A 15171-nucleotide genomic window follows, 5' to 3' on the forward strand; every position below is an offset into this window, starting at 1 on the left:
ACCCTCCGGCTGCGGCAGCTCACCGGCCGTTCCGGTTCGGGGCGCGGCGCCAGGCGGCTTCCGCCAGGAGGCGCAGGCCGTTGAGGCCGACGATGACGGTGGAGCCTTCATGGCCGGCGACGCCGAGGGGCAGTGGGAGCGTACCGGTGAGGTCCCAGAGTACCAGGCCGGTGATGAAGGTCGCGGCGATGGTCAGGTTCTGTACCACCAAGTGGCGGGCGCGGCGGGAGAGTTGGACGAGGCTGGGGATGGTGGCCAGCTCGTCGCGGACCACCACGGCGTCGGCGGTTTCCAGGGCGAGGTCGGAGCCGGCGCGGCCCATGGCGATCCCGGTGTGCGCGGCGGCCAGGGCCGGGGCGTCGTTGACGCCGTCGCCGACCACCAGCACCCTGCGCCCCGCCTGGGCCATCTCCTTGACGGCCGCGACCTTGTCCTGCGGCAGAAGCCCCGCGCGGACGTCGCCGATGCCGACCTCGTCGGCCAGGCGGGCCGCGGCGCGCGGGTTGTCGCCGGTGAGCAGCACCGGTGTGCGGCCGGTGAGGGTGGTCAGGGAGGTGACGGTGGCGGCGGCCTCTTCGCGAAGGCGGTCGGCGATGCCCAGGACGCCGACCGGGGTCTGTTCGCTCTCGACCAGGACCGCGGTGCGGCCCTCGCCCTCCAGTCGGGCGGCGACCGCGGCGGCCGGGTGGGCGGTGCGGTCGCCGCGCAGGCGCGCCGGGCTGCCGACCGTGACCGTCCTGCCCTCGACGGTGGCGGTCACGCCGGTGCCTGGGGCGGAGGTGAAGTCCGACGCCATGGGGAGGTCCAGGCCCCGGCTGCGGGCGGCGTCCACGATGGCGCGGGCCAGCGGGTGTTCGCTGGGGTGCTCGGCCGCCGCCGCCAGCCGCAGCAACTGCTCCTCGGTCATGCCGGAGTCGGCCAGCGGCCGGATGTCGATGACGCGCGGGGTGCCCTCGGTCAGGGTGCCTGTCTTGTCCAGCGCGACCGCGTCGATCTGGCCGAGCCGTTCCATCACGACGGCGGACTTGACCAGCACGCCATGGCGCCCGGCGTTGGCGATGGCCGATAGCAGCGGCGGCATGGTGGCCAGCACCACCGCGCACGGGGAAGCCACGATCATGAAGGTCATGGCCCGCAGCAAGGTGGGCTGCAGCGCGGCGCCGAACAACAGCGGCAGGACGAACAGAGCAACCGTCGCGGCGACCATCCCGATCGAGTACCGCTGTTCGACCTTCTCGATGAACAGCTGGGTCGGCGCCTTGGTCTCGGACGCTTCCTCGACCATGGCCACGATCCGGGCGAGCACCGAGTCCGACGGATCGCGCTCGACCTTCACCCGCAACGCCCCCGTGCCATTGAGGGTGCCGGCGAACACCTCGTCCCCGGTCTCCTTGACCACCGGCAGCGGTTCGCCGGTGATGGTGGCCTGATCCACCTCGCTCGCGCCGTCCAGCACCTGGCCGTCGGCGCCGACCCGTTCTCCGGGCCGGACCAGGATGATCTCGCCCACCCGCAACTGCTCGGTGGGGACCGTCGCCTCGGTCCCGTCGTCGCCCAGGCGGGCCGCGGTCGTGGGGGCGAGGTCGAGCAGGCCACGGACCGAGTCCGCGGTCCGTGCGGTGGCGATCGCCTCCAGGGCGCCGCTGGTGGCGAAGATGACGATCAGCAGCGCACCGTCCAGCACCTGCCCGATCGCCGCCGCACCCAGCGCCGCGACGACCATGAGCAGATCCACGTCCAAGGTCTTGTCCTTGAGCGCCTGCAGTCCCGCCCAGCCCGGCTCCCAGCCGCCGGTGGCGTAGGTCAGGGCGAACAGCGCACCCCAGGACCACGCCGGCGCCCCCAGCAGATACAGCGGCAGGCCGACCAGGAAGAGCCCCAACGCCGCGGCGGCCCAGCGCGCCTCGGGCAGCGCGAAGATCCGCGTACGGCGCCTGGGCGCCACCGTGCCGCGCACTGCGGCTCCGCCGGTGGGATCCGAGCGCGTGAGAGTGGAAGGCATGAGAGGCGTGGGAGGCATCGAAGCGAAGTCCTTACGCAGACGGGGCGGACAGCGTCCAACGCCCTCACCATACAGGAATGCATGAACAATAATTCATACATTCAGCCGCGCGTACGATGCCCGCATGGGTCATGGAGCCGCACCCCCTGCCAGCCGCGCCCCGCGCACCCGCCTGACGGCGGACAACGCGGCGAAAGTCGCCAGCACGCTGCAGGCGCTGGCCACCCCGTCGCGGCTGCTGATCCTCGACCGCCTGCGCGAGGGGCCGCTGCCGGCGACCGAGCTGGCCGCCGAGGTCGGCATGGAGCAGTCCGCCTGCTCGCACCAACTCCGCCTGCTGCGCAACCTCGACCTCGTCGTCGGCACCCGCAAGGGCCGCTCGGTGGTCTACTCGCTCTACGACGACCACGTCTGCGAACTCCTCGACCAGGCCCTCTACCACGTCGAACACCTCCGCCTCGGCCTGAGCGACGCCGCCACTCCCGCCAGCGAACCAGCCCCCGAGGCAGTGACCGGCCGGCGGGCCTGACCACCGTGAACGCGTAGGGAATCCGAACGTGTAAGGAAACCGGCGGCCACCGCGCGCTCTGCAGCACTACGTGCCCGACCGCGCGGCCCGGCCGGAGAAGTGTCACCGACTCGGAGGGTTCCCGCCCGTGCGGCGTGTGCCGAACGGAGTCAGAGTGGAAGCACAGCCCTCAGCGGGAACGGTGGACGCGGACATGGACGTCACGGTCACGGAGGAGAGCCCGTTCCGGTTCCGCATCGACCGGCAGGGCGACATGCGTGTCCCGGGTGTCGTCTTCGCCAGCCGTGCACTCCTGCCCCAGGCGACCGGCGACCGGGCCCTGGAGCAGGTGGTGAACGTGGCGACGCTGCCGGGCATCGTCCGTGCCTCCTTCGCCATGCCCGACGTGCACTGGGGCTACGGCTTTCCCATCGGCGGGGTGGCCGCCACGGAGGTCGACGGCGGCGGTGTCGTCTCGCCGGGCGGCGTCGGCTTCGACATCTCCTGCGGTGTCCGGCTGCTGGTCGCCGGCATCCAGCGGGCCGAGCTGGCCCCGCGCCTGAGGAGCCTGATGGACGTCCTCGGGGACACCACCCCGCGCGGCGCGGGACGCGGCGGACTGTGGAAGCTGTCCGGACGCGCACAGATGGAGAAGCTGCTCACCGGCGGCGCACGGTACGCGGTCGAACGGGGCCACGGCGTGCCGCGGGACCTGGTGCGCTGCGAGGACCGCGGGGCTCTGACGGGCGCCGACCCGGAGCAAGTCGGACAACGCGCCGTGGAACGTGGGCTGCAACAGGTGGGCAGCCTCGGCTCGGGCAACCACTTCCTGGAGGTGCAGGCGGTGGACCGGGTGTACGACGAAAGCGCAGCGTCCGCGTTCGGTCTGCGGGAGGGGCAGGTCTGCGTGATGATCCACTGCGGCTCCCGTGGCCTCGGCCACCAGGTGTGCACCGATCACGTCCGGGTCATGGACCACTCACTGCGCGCCTACGGCATCGAGCTCCCGGACCGGCAGCTCGCCTGCGCGCCCGTCGTCTCCCCGCCCGGCCGCGACTACCTCGGGGCGATGGCCGCCGCCGCGAACTACGGCCGCGCCAACCGACAGCTGCTCACCGAGGCCGCCCGCCGTGCGTTCGCCACCACCGTCGGCGTGGGCGTGGACCTGGTGTACGACGTGTCCCACAACATGGCCAAGATCGAGACCCATGTGGTGGACGGTGTGCGGCGTCCGCTGTGCGTCCACCGCAAGGGCGCCACCCTCGCCCTGCCGCCCGGCCACCCCGATCTGCCGGAGGACCTTGTCGAGGCCGGCCAGCCCGTCCTCGTGCCCGGCACGATGGGCACCGCCTCGTACGTCATGGTCGGCACGCCCGGCAACGACGCGTTTCTGTCCGCCTGCCATGGCGCGGGACGGGTGTGGAGCCGCCATCGGGCGCTGCGCGAGGTCCGCGGTGAGCAGGTGCGGGACGACCTCGCCACCCGCGGCATCGCCGTCCGCCCCTCCTCCTGGCGCGGCCTCGCGGAGGAGGCCCCCGCCGCCTACAAGGACGTCGACGCGGTCGCCACCGCCACCGTGAACGCCGGGCTGGCCCGGCTCGTCGCCCGGCTGATCCCTCTCGGCGTCGTCAAGGGATGAATCGCACCCCACGGCCGGTGGCCCACCGAACGGCTGTCACACATCGAGCGTGACCGAGCACTGCCAGCCGCCGCCTTGCCCACGAGTGAACGTCAGGCCATGCAAGGTGACCGCTTTCGGTGCGGCCCCCACCACCGGAAGCGCCCCCAAGTCCGCCATGGACAGCCGGGCCCGCAGGCCGCCGCGCACGACGCTGAGCTGCAGGTCGACCGGAACTTCGTCATGGGTGTCGATCCGGTAGATGACCTCTTCCAACAAGGCCACCAGCAGATCCTCGTCCGTATCCGCCCGCAGCACGGCCTCCCTCCGACCCACGCCGACCGCACCGGCCAGGTCCAGGAAGGATCCGCACATCCCCCGCACCGCCTGCGCCAGGCACACCTCACGCGTCGGCCCCCACGCCTCGACCCGCAGATCCGCGGTGTGCGGAACACTACGGTGCCCGCCGGGCAGCGGGGAGCCTTCCGACCACTCCATGCTCGCCTCCCTCGTACTGCGGTTCCCACCGGGGAACGAACTCGTCCCCTCGCTTCCAAGGATGCGGTCGAGCGAGCTTGTCGTAGCGCGTCGCGACGCCACGGGCCTGCTCACGTCACGCTCGAACGGTGGGCCCGGCGAGGCGATCGCCGGACAGCAGCGTGCCTGCTTGCTTGATGTGCCGTAGGACAGGTGAGACTTCCATACTCTGCAGACCAGGCAGGGCCCCGATGCGATCCGACGTGAACTCGAAGAGTTCGTCGAGGTCTCGGCAGTGGGCAACGGCATGGACGTTGTAGGGGCCGGAGATGGCCGCCGCAAAAGCGATCTCGGGTTCTCGCGCCAGCGTGCGCCCCACATTCTTCACCTCTGACGGATGCACGCGCAGCCACAGATTGGCCCGCGCGTGATAGCCCAAAGCTGCTGGGGCGATCTCGACGTCGATGTGGACGACGCGTTCCTGAAGCAGGACGCGGAGGCGGCGGGATACCCGGCCTGGTGTGGAGTCCGCCGCTGCGGCGAGTGTGACGAGACTGGCCCGACCGTCTGCAGCGAGCGCGTCAAGAATCTTCTCGTCTTCGTCGGTGAGGTGTACGGGTTCGTCAGTGACGACCGGAGACTCCGTGAACGGGGGGCCGTCGCTCCCGAGCATGGCTTCCTGCTTCGGGGACAGCACGCCGTGGAGTGCGGCCCAGTAGTGACCGCGGCCTCCCATGAACTGGCGCAGCATGGCGAAGGCATTGATGTCGAGCACCGCCGCGGTGCGCGGAAGCCGTTGGCCGAGCAGTTCTTCGCGCTGCGCCTGATCCCGTGACTGGGTCGCGCAGGTGACTTCGGAGCCCGCTGCGCCAAGGGCTACCCAATTGACATCGTCTCGCTTGGCGAGTGCGCCCGCGATCGCCGTGACGCTGCCGGGCCGGCAGCGTAGTCGTACCAGCCATCTGCTTTGCCCCAAAGCTCCCGGGTTGACCACGCCGACGACGCGGATGACACCGTCGGCGTGCAGGCGCCGATATCGGCGGTTGATGGTGCCTTCGGTCAGTTCGAGCGCGGCTGCTATCGAGGCGAAGGAGGCTCTCGGGGCGACCTGCAGCGCACGAATGATTCGCACATCGTCGGGCTGGATTGCGAGGGATTCAGACGCAGCTGCACCTGTCATAGCGGGAATCCTACAAATTGAGCTGCCTGGATCGCACCTGCGGCAGCACGGCAAGCAGACTCTGTTCCGCACCGATGAAGAGCCACAGCAGTGCGTACTCCGGTGTCGCCCCGAGGCGGTCTCGTTGAGGACGCACGAAGGGGCTCGCGACGTAACGGAACGGAGAGGATGCTGTATGTCGTCGACTGTCACCGGGCAGCACACGCCAACTGCCCTCATCGTCGGGGCCTCGCGCGGCCTCGGCCACGCGATGGCGGCTGAATTCCTCGGCCGAGGCTGGCACGTCATCGGCACGGTCCGCGACACCTCTGCGCAAACGCCCCTGCACGATCTCGCCGACCGGGCCGAGGGCCGCATCACCATCGAGCATCTCGACATCAACGAGCCCGACCACCTCGCGCCCCTGCACGAGCGTCTTGCGGAACGCAGGCTCGACCTGCTCTTCGTCAACGCCGGCACCACGAAGAGCGAGCAGACACCCATCGGCAAAGTGGCGACAGACGATTTCGTCGCGGTGATGATCACCAACGCTCTCAGCCCCATGCGGGTCATCGAGGCGCTCGAAGACCTGGTTTCCCACACCGGCCTCATCGGAGCGATGTCGTCCGGACAAGGCAGCATCACGAACAACACGACCGCAGGCCGTGAGGTCTACCGGGGAAGCAAAGCGGCCTTGAACATGTTCATGCGCAGCTTCGCGGCCCGACAGGCCGGGACACAGCGCGGCTTCGCCCTCCTCGCGCCGGGCTGGATCCGCACCGCGCTCGGCGGGCCGGACGCGCCGTTCACCGTCGAAGAGAGCGTCCCGCTGCTGGTGGACGTCCTGCTGTCCAAACTGGGCACGCCTGGGCTGGCGTATCTGGACCGCTCGGGTCAGACAGTGCCCTGGTAAGCCGCACCGAGCGACCATGGCGAATGGCCTGACGGCCAGCAGGCACCGTAAGCGGTCTCATCACTCGCAACGCCCCTCACCCGCGTCTGACGTGGCCAACACGCAGGAGAACACAAAGGATTGACGACTGTGCCTCTCATCGCTATCGAAGAACACTGGATCATGCCGGACGTGGCGTCCGGCCTCCGAGCTGTGCCGCAGCCTGACGAAAGCCTTGCCTTCAACGAGATGGGCGACCACCAGGAACGTCTGGAGGATCTGGAGGCCGGCCGCATCGCGGCCATGGACGCTCAGGGAATCGATGTGTCCGTCCTCGCCCTGACACCGCCGGGAGTCCAGCCGCTGCCGTCCAGGGAGGCACTGGCTCTGAGCCGCGCCGCGAACGATATGGCTGCGGCGGCCGTCGCCCGGCACCCGACCCGTTTCCGATCGCTGTCCACTCTCCCCATGTCGTCACCAAAGGACGTCGGGAGCGAGCTGGAAAGAGCGGCGGGCATGGGGCATATAGGCACCATGGTCTATGGCCGATCGGGCGACCTGTTCCTCGACGACCCCGCCTATGACGACTTCTTCTCCGCCGCATCAGAACTCGGCCAGCCCGTGTTCATCCATCCACAACTGCCCTCGACCGCAGTCCGAGACGCCTCATATCGAGGATTCGACCCCATGACGGACCTCGCCCTCGCCACTTTCGGGTGGGGGTGGCACCTGGACGCCGCAACTGCGGCACTCCGCCTGGTGCTGCGAGGAACGTTCGACCGTCATCCCGACCTTCAAGTCGTGCTCGGCCACTGGGGGGAGATGCTGCTCTTCTGGCTCGACCGAGCTGACGGCCTTGCCCGTATCGCTGGTTTGGAGCGATCCATATCGGACTACGTCCGGTCGAATTTCTACATCACTACCTCCGGCATGCTCAATCCGGCGCTCCTGCAGCACGCCCTGTCCGTCACTTCCGTCGACCGGTTGATCTTCTCGACCGACTACCCGTTCCAGCGGCCAACCAGAGAGGAAATCGATTCCTTCCTGAATCACTTCTCGTCGGACGCGGAACGCGAACAGTTCTCGTCAGCCAACGCGGCATCCTTGTACGGCATTTCCGTCTAGAAGCTGTCCTTCAACTGATCCTGCGAGCCGACAGCTCTCCGTCGAACGGCGAGGCTGTGGGGGCATCTTGGCCGGCTGGCTGACTGACTGGTCGGCTTCGGTCCGGAGCCGACCAGCCAGCATGCTCCTCAATGGCCGCTGGGCGGCACGGGTCAGATCAGATCAGCCGCAGTCGGGCGTCATCGAGCCGACGGGTGCGCCGCTCAGTTCCTTGTCGCCGAAGCCGTCGATCTCCTGCTCGGAGCCGGCGAAGTGCGCCTTGTCGTTGAGGCGCACGATGCAGCCGAAGCTGTCGGGAATCGGGTTGCGCGCCGATAGCGGCTCGATCACCGGGGCGAGCGAGTCGACCTCGGGAAAGCTGAAGCCGGTTTTGGTGACCTTGACATTGAGCCGGTAGAGGACTTGCCCGGTCTGGTGCGGCCCGCTGAAGAGGCAGAACTCGCCCTTGTGGCAGGCGTTTGACGCATTGGAGGCCGAGGCGGCGGGGGCAACGCATACGGAGAGGCCGAGGGCCGTCAGGGCGGCCAGACCGAGGCGTATAGCGCCATACGACACGAGAACTCCTTGAATGGGAAACGAAGGGGCAAACCTGCCGCGCGCCAACCTATCGGAGATCAATTCACGGTCAATGGGCCTTCAGCGGATCAAGCCACTCCCGCACGCTCATTCCGAAGTCGGCTGCCGGCAGCCAAGAACTCCTCACCGGCCTCGTCGACCGCACCGAGCGGATCACACAGGAAGCTCCGCCGCCTTGCCGGCTCCCGGCGCGTGACACCCCGAACGCCGCTAGGGCGCTTCTGACGGTCATCGATTCGGCCAGCCAGACCCCAAGCCCTCCCACTGCTGCCCCGTACCCGGGGGAGGCCGCACGGTACAGAACAGCAACCAGTCGAGGACCAGCAGTCTGTTCCCCGTAACGCTCCCTGATCGCGGGCGGGTAGTCGGAGAGCAGGGCATCCCGCGCCACCAGCAGCGAGCCAATGACGATCAGGGTGAACAACGACACCAGGACGAGCGCGTAACCCATGCAGACTCGTGCGATCTCCGTCGAAGTCATGATTCGGGAGCCTACGCTCAGGTCAGCCAGTTCCAACGCCGGTGCCTGGGTGGCGTCAAGGCGCCCCCCACCGTCATCTCGCCAAACCGACGCTGTATCAACGGCGTTGAGGATGGGCATCGGCCTCTGATGCGGGTTCGGCGAAAGCGCCGGCCGCTGCGGCCAGGGCGGCGGTTCTGGCCGCGCTGCCGGGCAGTCGCGGATCGGGGGGCGTGCCGAGGAGCAGCAGCTGGTGGTACAGCGGCGCGGTGGCGGCGATGAGGAGTGGTCGGGCGGCGGTGTGCGAGGGGAGTTCACCGCGCCGGATCGCCCGGTCGACGACGACCTCGCAGCGGGTGTACCGGTCCTCCCAGAGCCGCTCTTGGGCTCGAGCCGCCTTCTCGGAGCGGAACGAGGCGGCGATCAGGGCCGTCACGATCGGCGGCTCCCCGGTCAGGGCTGTCTGGATCTCCTGATTCATCGCCGTCAGGTCGCCTTCCAGGGAGCCGGTGTCCGGTGGCTGCCAGTCATCGTCGCTCGCCGCGTCGAAAACGTCGGCGAGCAGGCCGCCGACGTCCCCCCAACGCCGGTACACCGTGGTGCGGTGCACCCCGGCGCGGGCGGCGACGGCGTCCGTGGAGAGCCCGTCATAACCGTGTTCACCCAGTTCCGCACGGACCGCATCGAGTACCTGCATGCGGATGCGCGCGGTGCGGCCGCCGGGGCGGCGTCGGGTCGGTGTCGCCCGCGTGCCTTCTGCGTCCGGGGCTGCGTCCGGTTCCGGGGCTGCTGCTGATCCCGTGGGAGTCATGGTGGAAATTCCGTTTGCTCAGGGGGACTTCGCTGTGGCAACATCTTAAAGCATCAGTTGTCGCACTAGTGGAGTGATCAATGCTCATTCAAAGCGTTCGCCCGGCCTCGCGGTCCTTCACGGCCGCCTCGTTCTCGAATGCTTTGGAGACCTCGCATGCCCACACAGATCACTGCACTCGCCGTCAGCAAGTCCTTCAACGGCAGGCTCGTCCTTGACTCGGTGACCTGCTCGCTCACCGCGGGCGAACGCACCGGGATCATCGGTGAGAACGGTTCCGGCAAGTCCACCCTGCTGCGCCTGTTCGCCGGGCGTGACCTGCCCGATCAGGGCGAGGTCGTCGTCCAGGCCACCGGCGGCGTCGGCTATCTCGCCCAGGACGAGCGGTTGGAGCCGGAGGCGACGGTCCAGCAGATCGTCGACCGCGCCCTGAGCGACCTCCGCGCCGTCGAGCAGCGCATGCACCGTCTGGAGGCCGCGATGGCCGACGGCGACGAGTCGGTCATGGCCGAGTACGGCGAACTGTTGACGGTCTTCGAGCTGCGCGGCGGCTACGACGCCGAGGCCCGCGTGGAGCGCGCGCTGCACGGTCTCGGCCTGGGACTGGTGGCCCGTGACCGTACCGTGGGCAGCCTGTCCGGCGGCGAACGCGTCAGGTTGCGACTGGCGGCCGTGCTGGCCGCCGCGCCTGAGGTGTTGCTGCTGGACGAACCGACCAACCATCTCGACGACTCCGCCCTGAGGTGGTTGGAGGAACACCTGCGTTCCCGCCGGGGCACCACGGTTGCGGTCTCCCACGACCGGGACTTCCTGGAACGGGTTTCCACCAGCCTGCTGGAGGTGGACGCCGACCGGCGCCGCGTCGTCCGGTACGGCAACGGCTACGCCGGCTACCTCGCCGAGAAGGCCGCCGCCCGGCAGCGCTGGGCCCAGGCACACGACCAGTGGCAGGCCGACATCGACCGACTCCGCGCGACCGCCGCAACCACCGCCCGCCAGGTGGCCCCCGGCCGACCGATGAAGGACGGCAACAAGATGGCCTACGACCGGGCCGGCGGCCGGGTGCAGCAGTCACTGGCCAGCCGGGTGCGCAACGCCGAGGAGCGACTGCGCCGCCTCCTTGCCGACCCCGTAGCTCCCCCGCCGGAGCCGCTGCGCTTCACCCCCGTACTGCGGGCCCGCCACCTGGAGGGTGTCGTGCTCGACGCCGCCGACGTCACCGTCGGGGACCGACTCGGCCGTACGAGCCTCACCGTCAAGGCAGGCGAGCACCTGCTGATCACGGGGCCGAACGGAGCGGGCAAGAGCACCCTGCTCCGCGTCCTGGCCGGGGAGGTCTCGCCCGACAGCGGGAGCGTCACCTGCCGCGGCCGGATCGGCTACCTCCCCCAGGAGCCGCAACCCGGGGACCCGGACCAGACCGTACTGGCCGCCTTCGCCCACGGCCGGACCGGAGACGCCGCCAGTCACACCGAACGGCTGCTGTCCCTGGGCCTGTTCGACCGCGACCAGCTCACGAAGCCGGTCGGCAGACTGTCCACCGGGCAGCTGCAGCGGCTGGCCCTGGCGCGGCTGCTCAGCGAGCCATCGGACATCCTGTTGCTCGACGAACCGACCAACCATCTGTCGCCCGCCCTCGTCGAGGAGTTGGAAACCGCTCTGGCCGGCTACGACGGCACCCTCGTCATCGTCAGCCACGATCGCCGGCTGCGACGGCGTTGGCGGGGCGCCCACCTGCCCGTGCGGGAGACCCCGACGCCTGCCATGACCAGTGCCTGACCGAGGTCCGGACCCGGGCGCACCCACCTCGTACCTCGTACTCCCACTTACCCCCACAGACACGCCTGCTCCCTCCAGGAAGGAAACCGTCCGTGACACCGCCTGTTCCCGCCGACCCGACCGTGCTGCATCCGATGCCCGAGCAGCCGAGGGTGGTGCTGCTGAAGCCGCTGATCACCTCACCGCTGATCGAGGTCGGAGACTTCTCCTACTACGACGACCCGGACGATCCGACCGCCTTCGAAACCCGCAACGTGCTGTACCACTACGGGCCGGAACGGCTGGTCATCGGGAAGTTCTGCGCGCTGGGCGAGGGGGTGCGGTTCATCATGAACGGCGCCAACCATCGCATGGACGGCCCCTCGACCTTCCCGTTCCCCATCATGGGCGGTGCCTGGTCCGAACACTTCGACCTCATCACCGGCCTGGCCGGGCGGGGTGACACCGTAGTGGGCCATGACGTCTGGTTCGGATACCGGTCCATGGTGATGCCCGGCGTCCGCATCGGCCACGGAGCGGTCATCGCCTCCGGCTCCGTAGTCGTCGACGACGTCCCGGACTACGGCATCGTCGGCGGCAACCCCGCCCGGCTCATCCGCCGCCGCTACAGCGATGCCGACATCAACCGCCTTCTCACCCTTGCCTGGTGGGACTGGCCGCTCGAGCACCTCACCGAACACATCCGCACGATCATGTCCGGCAGCATCGACGACCTGGAGCAGGCGGTGCCCCCGCCCGCGCACGGGTGATCCCGCGTTCCAGCACGTCAGAGTCCCAGAAGAGTTCCAGCGTTCCATAGCTTGGGAATCGAGTCATCAGTATGCCTACGTCTTCTCGCCACAACCCCTTCGCCGACTGGCTTCGCGCCCACGCCGTCCCCCTCACCCACCTCGATCGTGAGGCACCGCTCGACGACCTGGAGCCGCTGCGCTCACTCATCGGCGACGCCCGCGTCGTCGCGATCGGCGAAAGTTCCCACTTCATCGACGAGTTCGCCGCTATGCGCGAGCGCATTCTGCGGTTCCTGGTCGAACGCTGCGGCTTCACCGTCCTGGCCTTCGAGTACGGCTTCAGCGAGGGCTTCCCCCTCGACGCATGGGCCCAGGGCGAGGGGACCGACGACGGACTGTCGGAACACCTCGCCGCAGCGATCCCCGTGGGACTGGACGAACCGCTGCGCTGGATGCGCCGGCACAACCGCACCGCCGCGCAGCCCGTCCGCTTCGCCGGCGTCGACATCCCCGCGGCAGGCGGCTCCCTGCTCCCCGCCCTGTCCCCGGTCGCCGACTACCTACGCCGAACCGACCCGGAATTCCTGCCGGCGGTCCAAACCGCCCTGCAGATCGCCGCATCGTTCGCCGGTGGCTCCGGAGCCGTCGCCGCGCCCGCGTGGGCACGTCTGACCAGCGCCGAACAGGACACCCTCAGCGCAACCCTGATGCGCTTGCTCATCCGCTTCCGCGCCGTCGAACCGCTGTACGTCTCCCGCAGCGACCAACTCAGCTACGACATCGCCCTGCAACGCCTCGAAGGTGCCTGCCACGCCGACTACACCTTCCGTGCCATGGCCGACCTCTTCGCCGGAAAGGGGCTGGCCGCCGACACCTCGGCCCGGGACGTCTACATGGCCGGGGCGGTCCTGTGGCACCTGGCGCACTTCGAACCCGGAACCCGCATCGTGCTCGCCGCCCACAACGCCCACATCCAGAAGTCACCGATCTCCTTCGACGGCCACCTCACCGGCCTCCCGATGGGACAACACCTGCACCGCGCACTCGGCGACGACTACTTCGCGCTCGGCCTGACGAGCACCACCGGACACACCGCGGACATGCCCCGCGACGAGAACGCACGCTTCGGCTTCACCGTCGACGCCACCGCCCTGGAGCCGTCCGAGCCGGGCAGCATCGAAGCCGCCTTCGCCGATGCCGAACTCGGCCTCAGCATTGCCGACCTCCACCAGGCACGCACGGAGGCTCATGACAACGCCGGCCTTGCGCCGATCCCCGACCGCATCCGCATCCAGAGCGCCTATATGAACAGCCCCGTCCTCGAGGCGTTCGACGCCATCCTCCACACCCCGACCTCCACGGTGGCCGACAACCTCGAAGACTTGTGAGCGCAAGGACGCATGAACTCACAGACATGTGAACTCAATGGCATGTGAGCGCGAAGGCGTGTGAGCCAAGCCCGGGCCGGTTGCCCTCATCACGGCGCCAGCACGTGTCGCAGATACGCCCGGGGGTCGCTGAGATACCGCCGCCAGTGGTCCACCAGCCCCAGCTCCGCCCACTCCACCGACCGCATCCCGTGCTCACCCACCTCCACGATCTCCGCACCGGGCAACGCGGTCAGCAACGGAGAGTGCGTGGCACAGACCACCTGCGCGCCGGACTTTCCCAAGTCGTCCATCAGCGCGACCAGTTCAAGGCACGAGGAGAACGACAGCGCCGCCTCCGGCTCGTCCAGCACATACAGGCCCCGCTGGGCGAACCGCTCCCGGAAGGCCAACAAGAAGCCCTCCCCATGGCTCATCTCGTCCGGGTGCCGGGAGATCCGTTGCGTGGCCCGCTCGCCGCTCAGCGCCTCCAGCGCCGTCTCGGCCCGCAGGAAGAATCCCCGCCGGCGGACCCGCGGCGCCCGCACCATCGCCCGCCCCTCCCGCGTCGGGTCGAACCGCATCCGGCCACCCAACGGGGACACCTCCCGCGAGCTGGCGTACTTGTAGCCCGCCGACCCACCGTACGAATCGAGCCCGAACCCCTCCGCCAGCGCCTCGGCCAGCGTCGACTTCCCCGACCCGTTCTCGCCCACCAAAAACGTCACCGGCGCCCGGAACGCCAGCCCCTCCTCAACCAGCTGGCGCACACACGGCACCGTCCAAGGCCAGCTCTCCTCAGCCGCCCCCGCCCCTTCCGGAAGATCCACATAAGCCCGCTCGATCAGCATGTCCCCAAGCTCTCACAGCCCACTGACAACCCAGCCCTGAGCAACGCGACGATGACGGAACCCGTCGTCCGTGTCGCGCCCTCGGCACCAGCAGCCCGGTTCCCCGTACGAGCAGATATGCACCCAACTCGCCATGCTGGTCCGGTACTTCGTCTCGTCCGTACGCGCTCTGGGTGCCGCTCCCCCACCGTCCGGGCCGACGCAGAACAACCATGCAACGATCTCGATCGACGACCGAGCACGGCCTGATACACAACCTTGGGGCGGCCGAGATGAGGGCGACCTAACTTGCAGGTCATGGGCGTTTCTCCAACGCCCGGCAAGGTCCGGGCAGCCCCGGACGCCAGACCACACGCATCCGTAGAGGAGCAATCATGCGTACGCAGGCCAAGCCTTCCGTCCGACGTTGGAAGCGCACAGCGCTCCGCAGCACCCTTGCCGTCGCGGTGACCGGCGCGGCCGTCGCCCTGCCGGTCGGGGCGGCATCCGCCATGCCGACGGACTACGTCAAGCAGGTCAAGGTCGACAGTGGGGAGACCGTCACGCTGGACGGCAACACCGGTACCGCCACCGTCAAGGACCCCGAGCACGGTGTCACGCGGGTGCTCAACCACGACAAGCGTGGCCCGGTGCCGAGCCGGATGGATCCGCACGGGACCTTCACGCTGTCCGAGCCGAAGCCCGCCGCACAGGCCGATGCCACCGCCAAGGTCATCTACAAGCATGACGGCAAAACGGTGAAGACCCTCTCCTTCCCCAAGGCACCGGCAGACCTCGGCTGACCGTCTCCGGCGTAGCGGCGGCCCCCGGCTCGA

At 69.1% G+C, this 15171-nt stretch carries 15 protein-coding genes; 8 read left to right on the plus strand and 7 right to left on the minus strand.

Annotation, left to right across the window (positions count from 1 at the left end; all coding sequences use genetic code 11):
* Positions 1-19 precede the first annotated feature (19 nt).
* Positions 20-2002 (minus strand): heavy metal translocating P-type ATPase, encoded by a 1983-nt coding sequence (locus B073_RS0111975; protein WP_026247290.1) that lies wholly within the window; start codon positions 2000-2002, stop codon positions 20-22.
* A 124-nt stretch (positions 2003-2126) separates the two neighbouring features.
* On the opposite strand from B073_RS0111975, the gene B073_RS39855 reads away from it, so the two are divergent.
* Together B073_RS39855 and B073_RS0111985 are read left to right on the plus strand one after the other, a co-directional pair.
* Positions 2127-2531, plus strand: a complete 405-nt coding sequence (locus tag B073_RS39855) for an ArsR/SmtB family transcription factor (protein WP_018538336.1) — start codon at positions 2127-2129, stop codon at positions 2529-2531.
* 154 nt (positions 2532-2685) lie between these two features.
* Positions 2686-4149 (plus strand): RtcB family protein, encoded by a 1464-nt coding sequence (locus tag B073_RS0111985; protein ID WP_324608791.1) that lies wholly within the window; start codon positions 2686-2688, stop codon positions 4147-4149.
* Between the two features lie 36 nt (positions 4150-4185).
* Here B073_RS0111985 and B073_RS0111990 read toward each other — a convergent pair whose 3' ends face one another.
* Entirely contained in the window at positions 4186-4626 is a 441-nt protein-coding gene (locus B073_RS0111990) for an archease (protein ID WP_018538338.1), read from the minus strand.
* A 115-nt stretch (positions 4627-4741) separates the two neighbouring features.
* Entirely contained in the window at positions 4742-5785 is a 1044-nt protein-coding gene (locus B073_RS0111995) for an Lrp/AsnC family transcriptional regulator (RefSeq protein ID WP_026247292.1), read from the minus strand.
* Positions 5786-5960: 175 nt separating this feature from the next.
* Between B073_RS0111995 and B073_RS0112000 the strand changes: the two genes are divergently transcribed.
* Positions 5961-6677: an SDR family NAD(P)-dependent oxidoreductase gene (locus B073_RS0112000; RefSeq protein ID WP_018538340.1), complete on the plus strand. Its 717-nt coding sequence runs from the start codon at positions 5961-5963 to the stop codon at positions 6675-6677.
* 129 nt (positions 6678-6806) lie between these two features.
* A complete protein-coding gene (locus B073_RS0112005) occupies positions 6807-7781 on the plus strand; it encodes an amidohydrolase family protein (RefSeq protein WP_018538341.1) in 975 nt (324 codons plus the stop codon).
* A 162-nt stretch (positions 7782-7943) separates the two neighbouring features.
* Here the strand turns inward: B073_RS0112005 and B073_RS0112010 are convergent, their stop codons facing one another.
* The 3 genes from B073_RS0112010 to B073_RS39865 all read right to left on the minus strand — a co-directional run bounded on the left by B073_RS0112010 (position 7944) and on the right by B073_RS39865 (position 9628).
* Positions 7944-8336, minus strand: coding sequence for a hypothetical protein (locus B073_RS0112010; RefSeq protein ID WP_018538342.1), 393 nt, complete (start codon positions 8334-8336; stop codon positions 7944-7946).
* A 70-nt stretch (positions 8337-8406) separates the two neighbouring features.
* Positions 8407-8838 carry a hypothetical protein gene (locus tag B073_RS47120; RefSeq protein ID WP_199788139.1) on the minus strand — a complete coding sequence of 144 codons (432 nt, stop codon included), beginning with the start codon at positions 8836-8838 and terminating at the stop codon, positions 8407-8409.
* Positions 8839-8935: 97 nt separating this feature from the next.
* Positions 8936-9628 carry a TetR/AcrR family transcriptional regulator gene (locus tag B073_RS39865; protein ID WP_037811503.1) on the minus strand — a complete coding sequence of 231 codons (693 nt, stop codon included), beginning with the start codon at positions 9626-9628 and terminating at the stop codon, positions 8936-8938.
* Positions 9629-9784: 156 nt separating this feature from the next.
* On the opposite strand from B073_RS39865, the gene abc-f reads away from it, so the two are divergent.
* From abc-f to B073_RS0112035, 3 genes are all read left to right on the plus strand, one after another.
* The gene (abc-f, locus tag B073_RS0112025; protein WP_018538345.1) at positions 9785-11407 is read left to right on the plus strand and encodes a ribosomal protection-like ABC-F family protein; all 1623 of its coding nucleotides are present in this window, start codon (positions 9785-9787) and stop codon (positions 11405-11407) included.
* Between the two features lie 134 nt (positions 11408-11541).
* A complete protein-coding gene (locus tag B073_RS0112030; protein WP_051093994.1) occupies positions 11542-12156 on the plus strand; it encodes a CatB-related O-acetyltransferase in 615 nt (204 codons plus the stop codon).
* 71 nt (positions 12157-12227) lie between these two features.
* The gene (locus B073_RS0112035) at positions 12228-13526 is read left to right on the plus strand and encodes an erythromycin esterase family protein (protein WP_018538347.1); all 1299 of its coding nucleotides are present in this window, start codon (positions 12228-12230) and stop codon (positions 13524-13526) included.
* 89 nt (positions 13527-13615) lie between these two features.
* Here the strand turns inward: B073_RS0112035 and B073_RS0112040 are convergent, their stop codons facing one another.
* The gene (locus tag B073_RS0112040; protein ID WP_026247294.1) at positions 13616-14356 is read right to left on the minus strand and encodes an AAA family ATPase; all 741 of its coding nucleotides are present in this window, start codon (positions 14354-14356) and stop codon (positions 13616-13618) included.
* Positions 14357-14730: 374 nt separating this feature from the next.
* On the opposite strand from B073_RS0112040, the gene B073_RS0112045 reads away from it, so the two are divergent.
* Entirely contained in the window at positions 14731-15138 is a 408-nt protein-coding gene (locus tag B073_RS0112045) for a hypothetical protein (protein ID WP_018538349.1), read from the plus strand.
* The last annotated feature ends 33 nt before the right edge of the window (positions 15139-15171 follow it).

Origin of the sequence: Streptomyces sp. MspMP-M5, assembly GCF_000373585.1 — a bacterium.
Classification (GTDB): domain Bacteria; phylum Actinomycetota; class Actinomycetes; order Streptomycetales; family Streptomycetaceae; genus Streptomyces.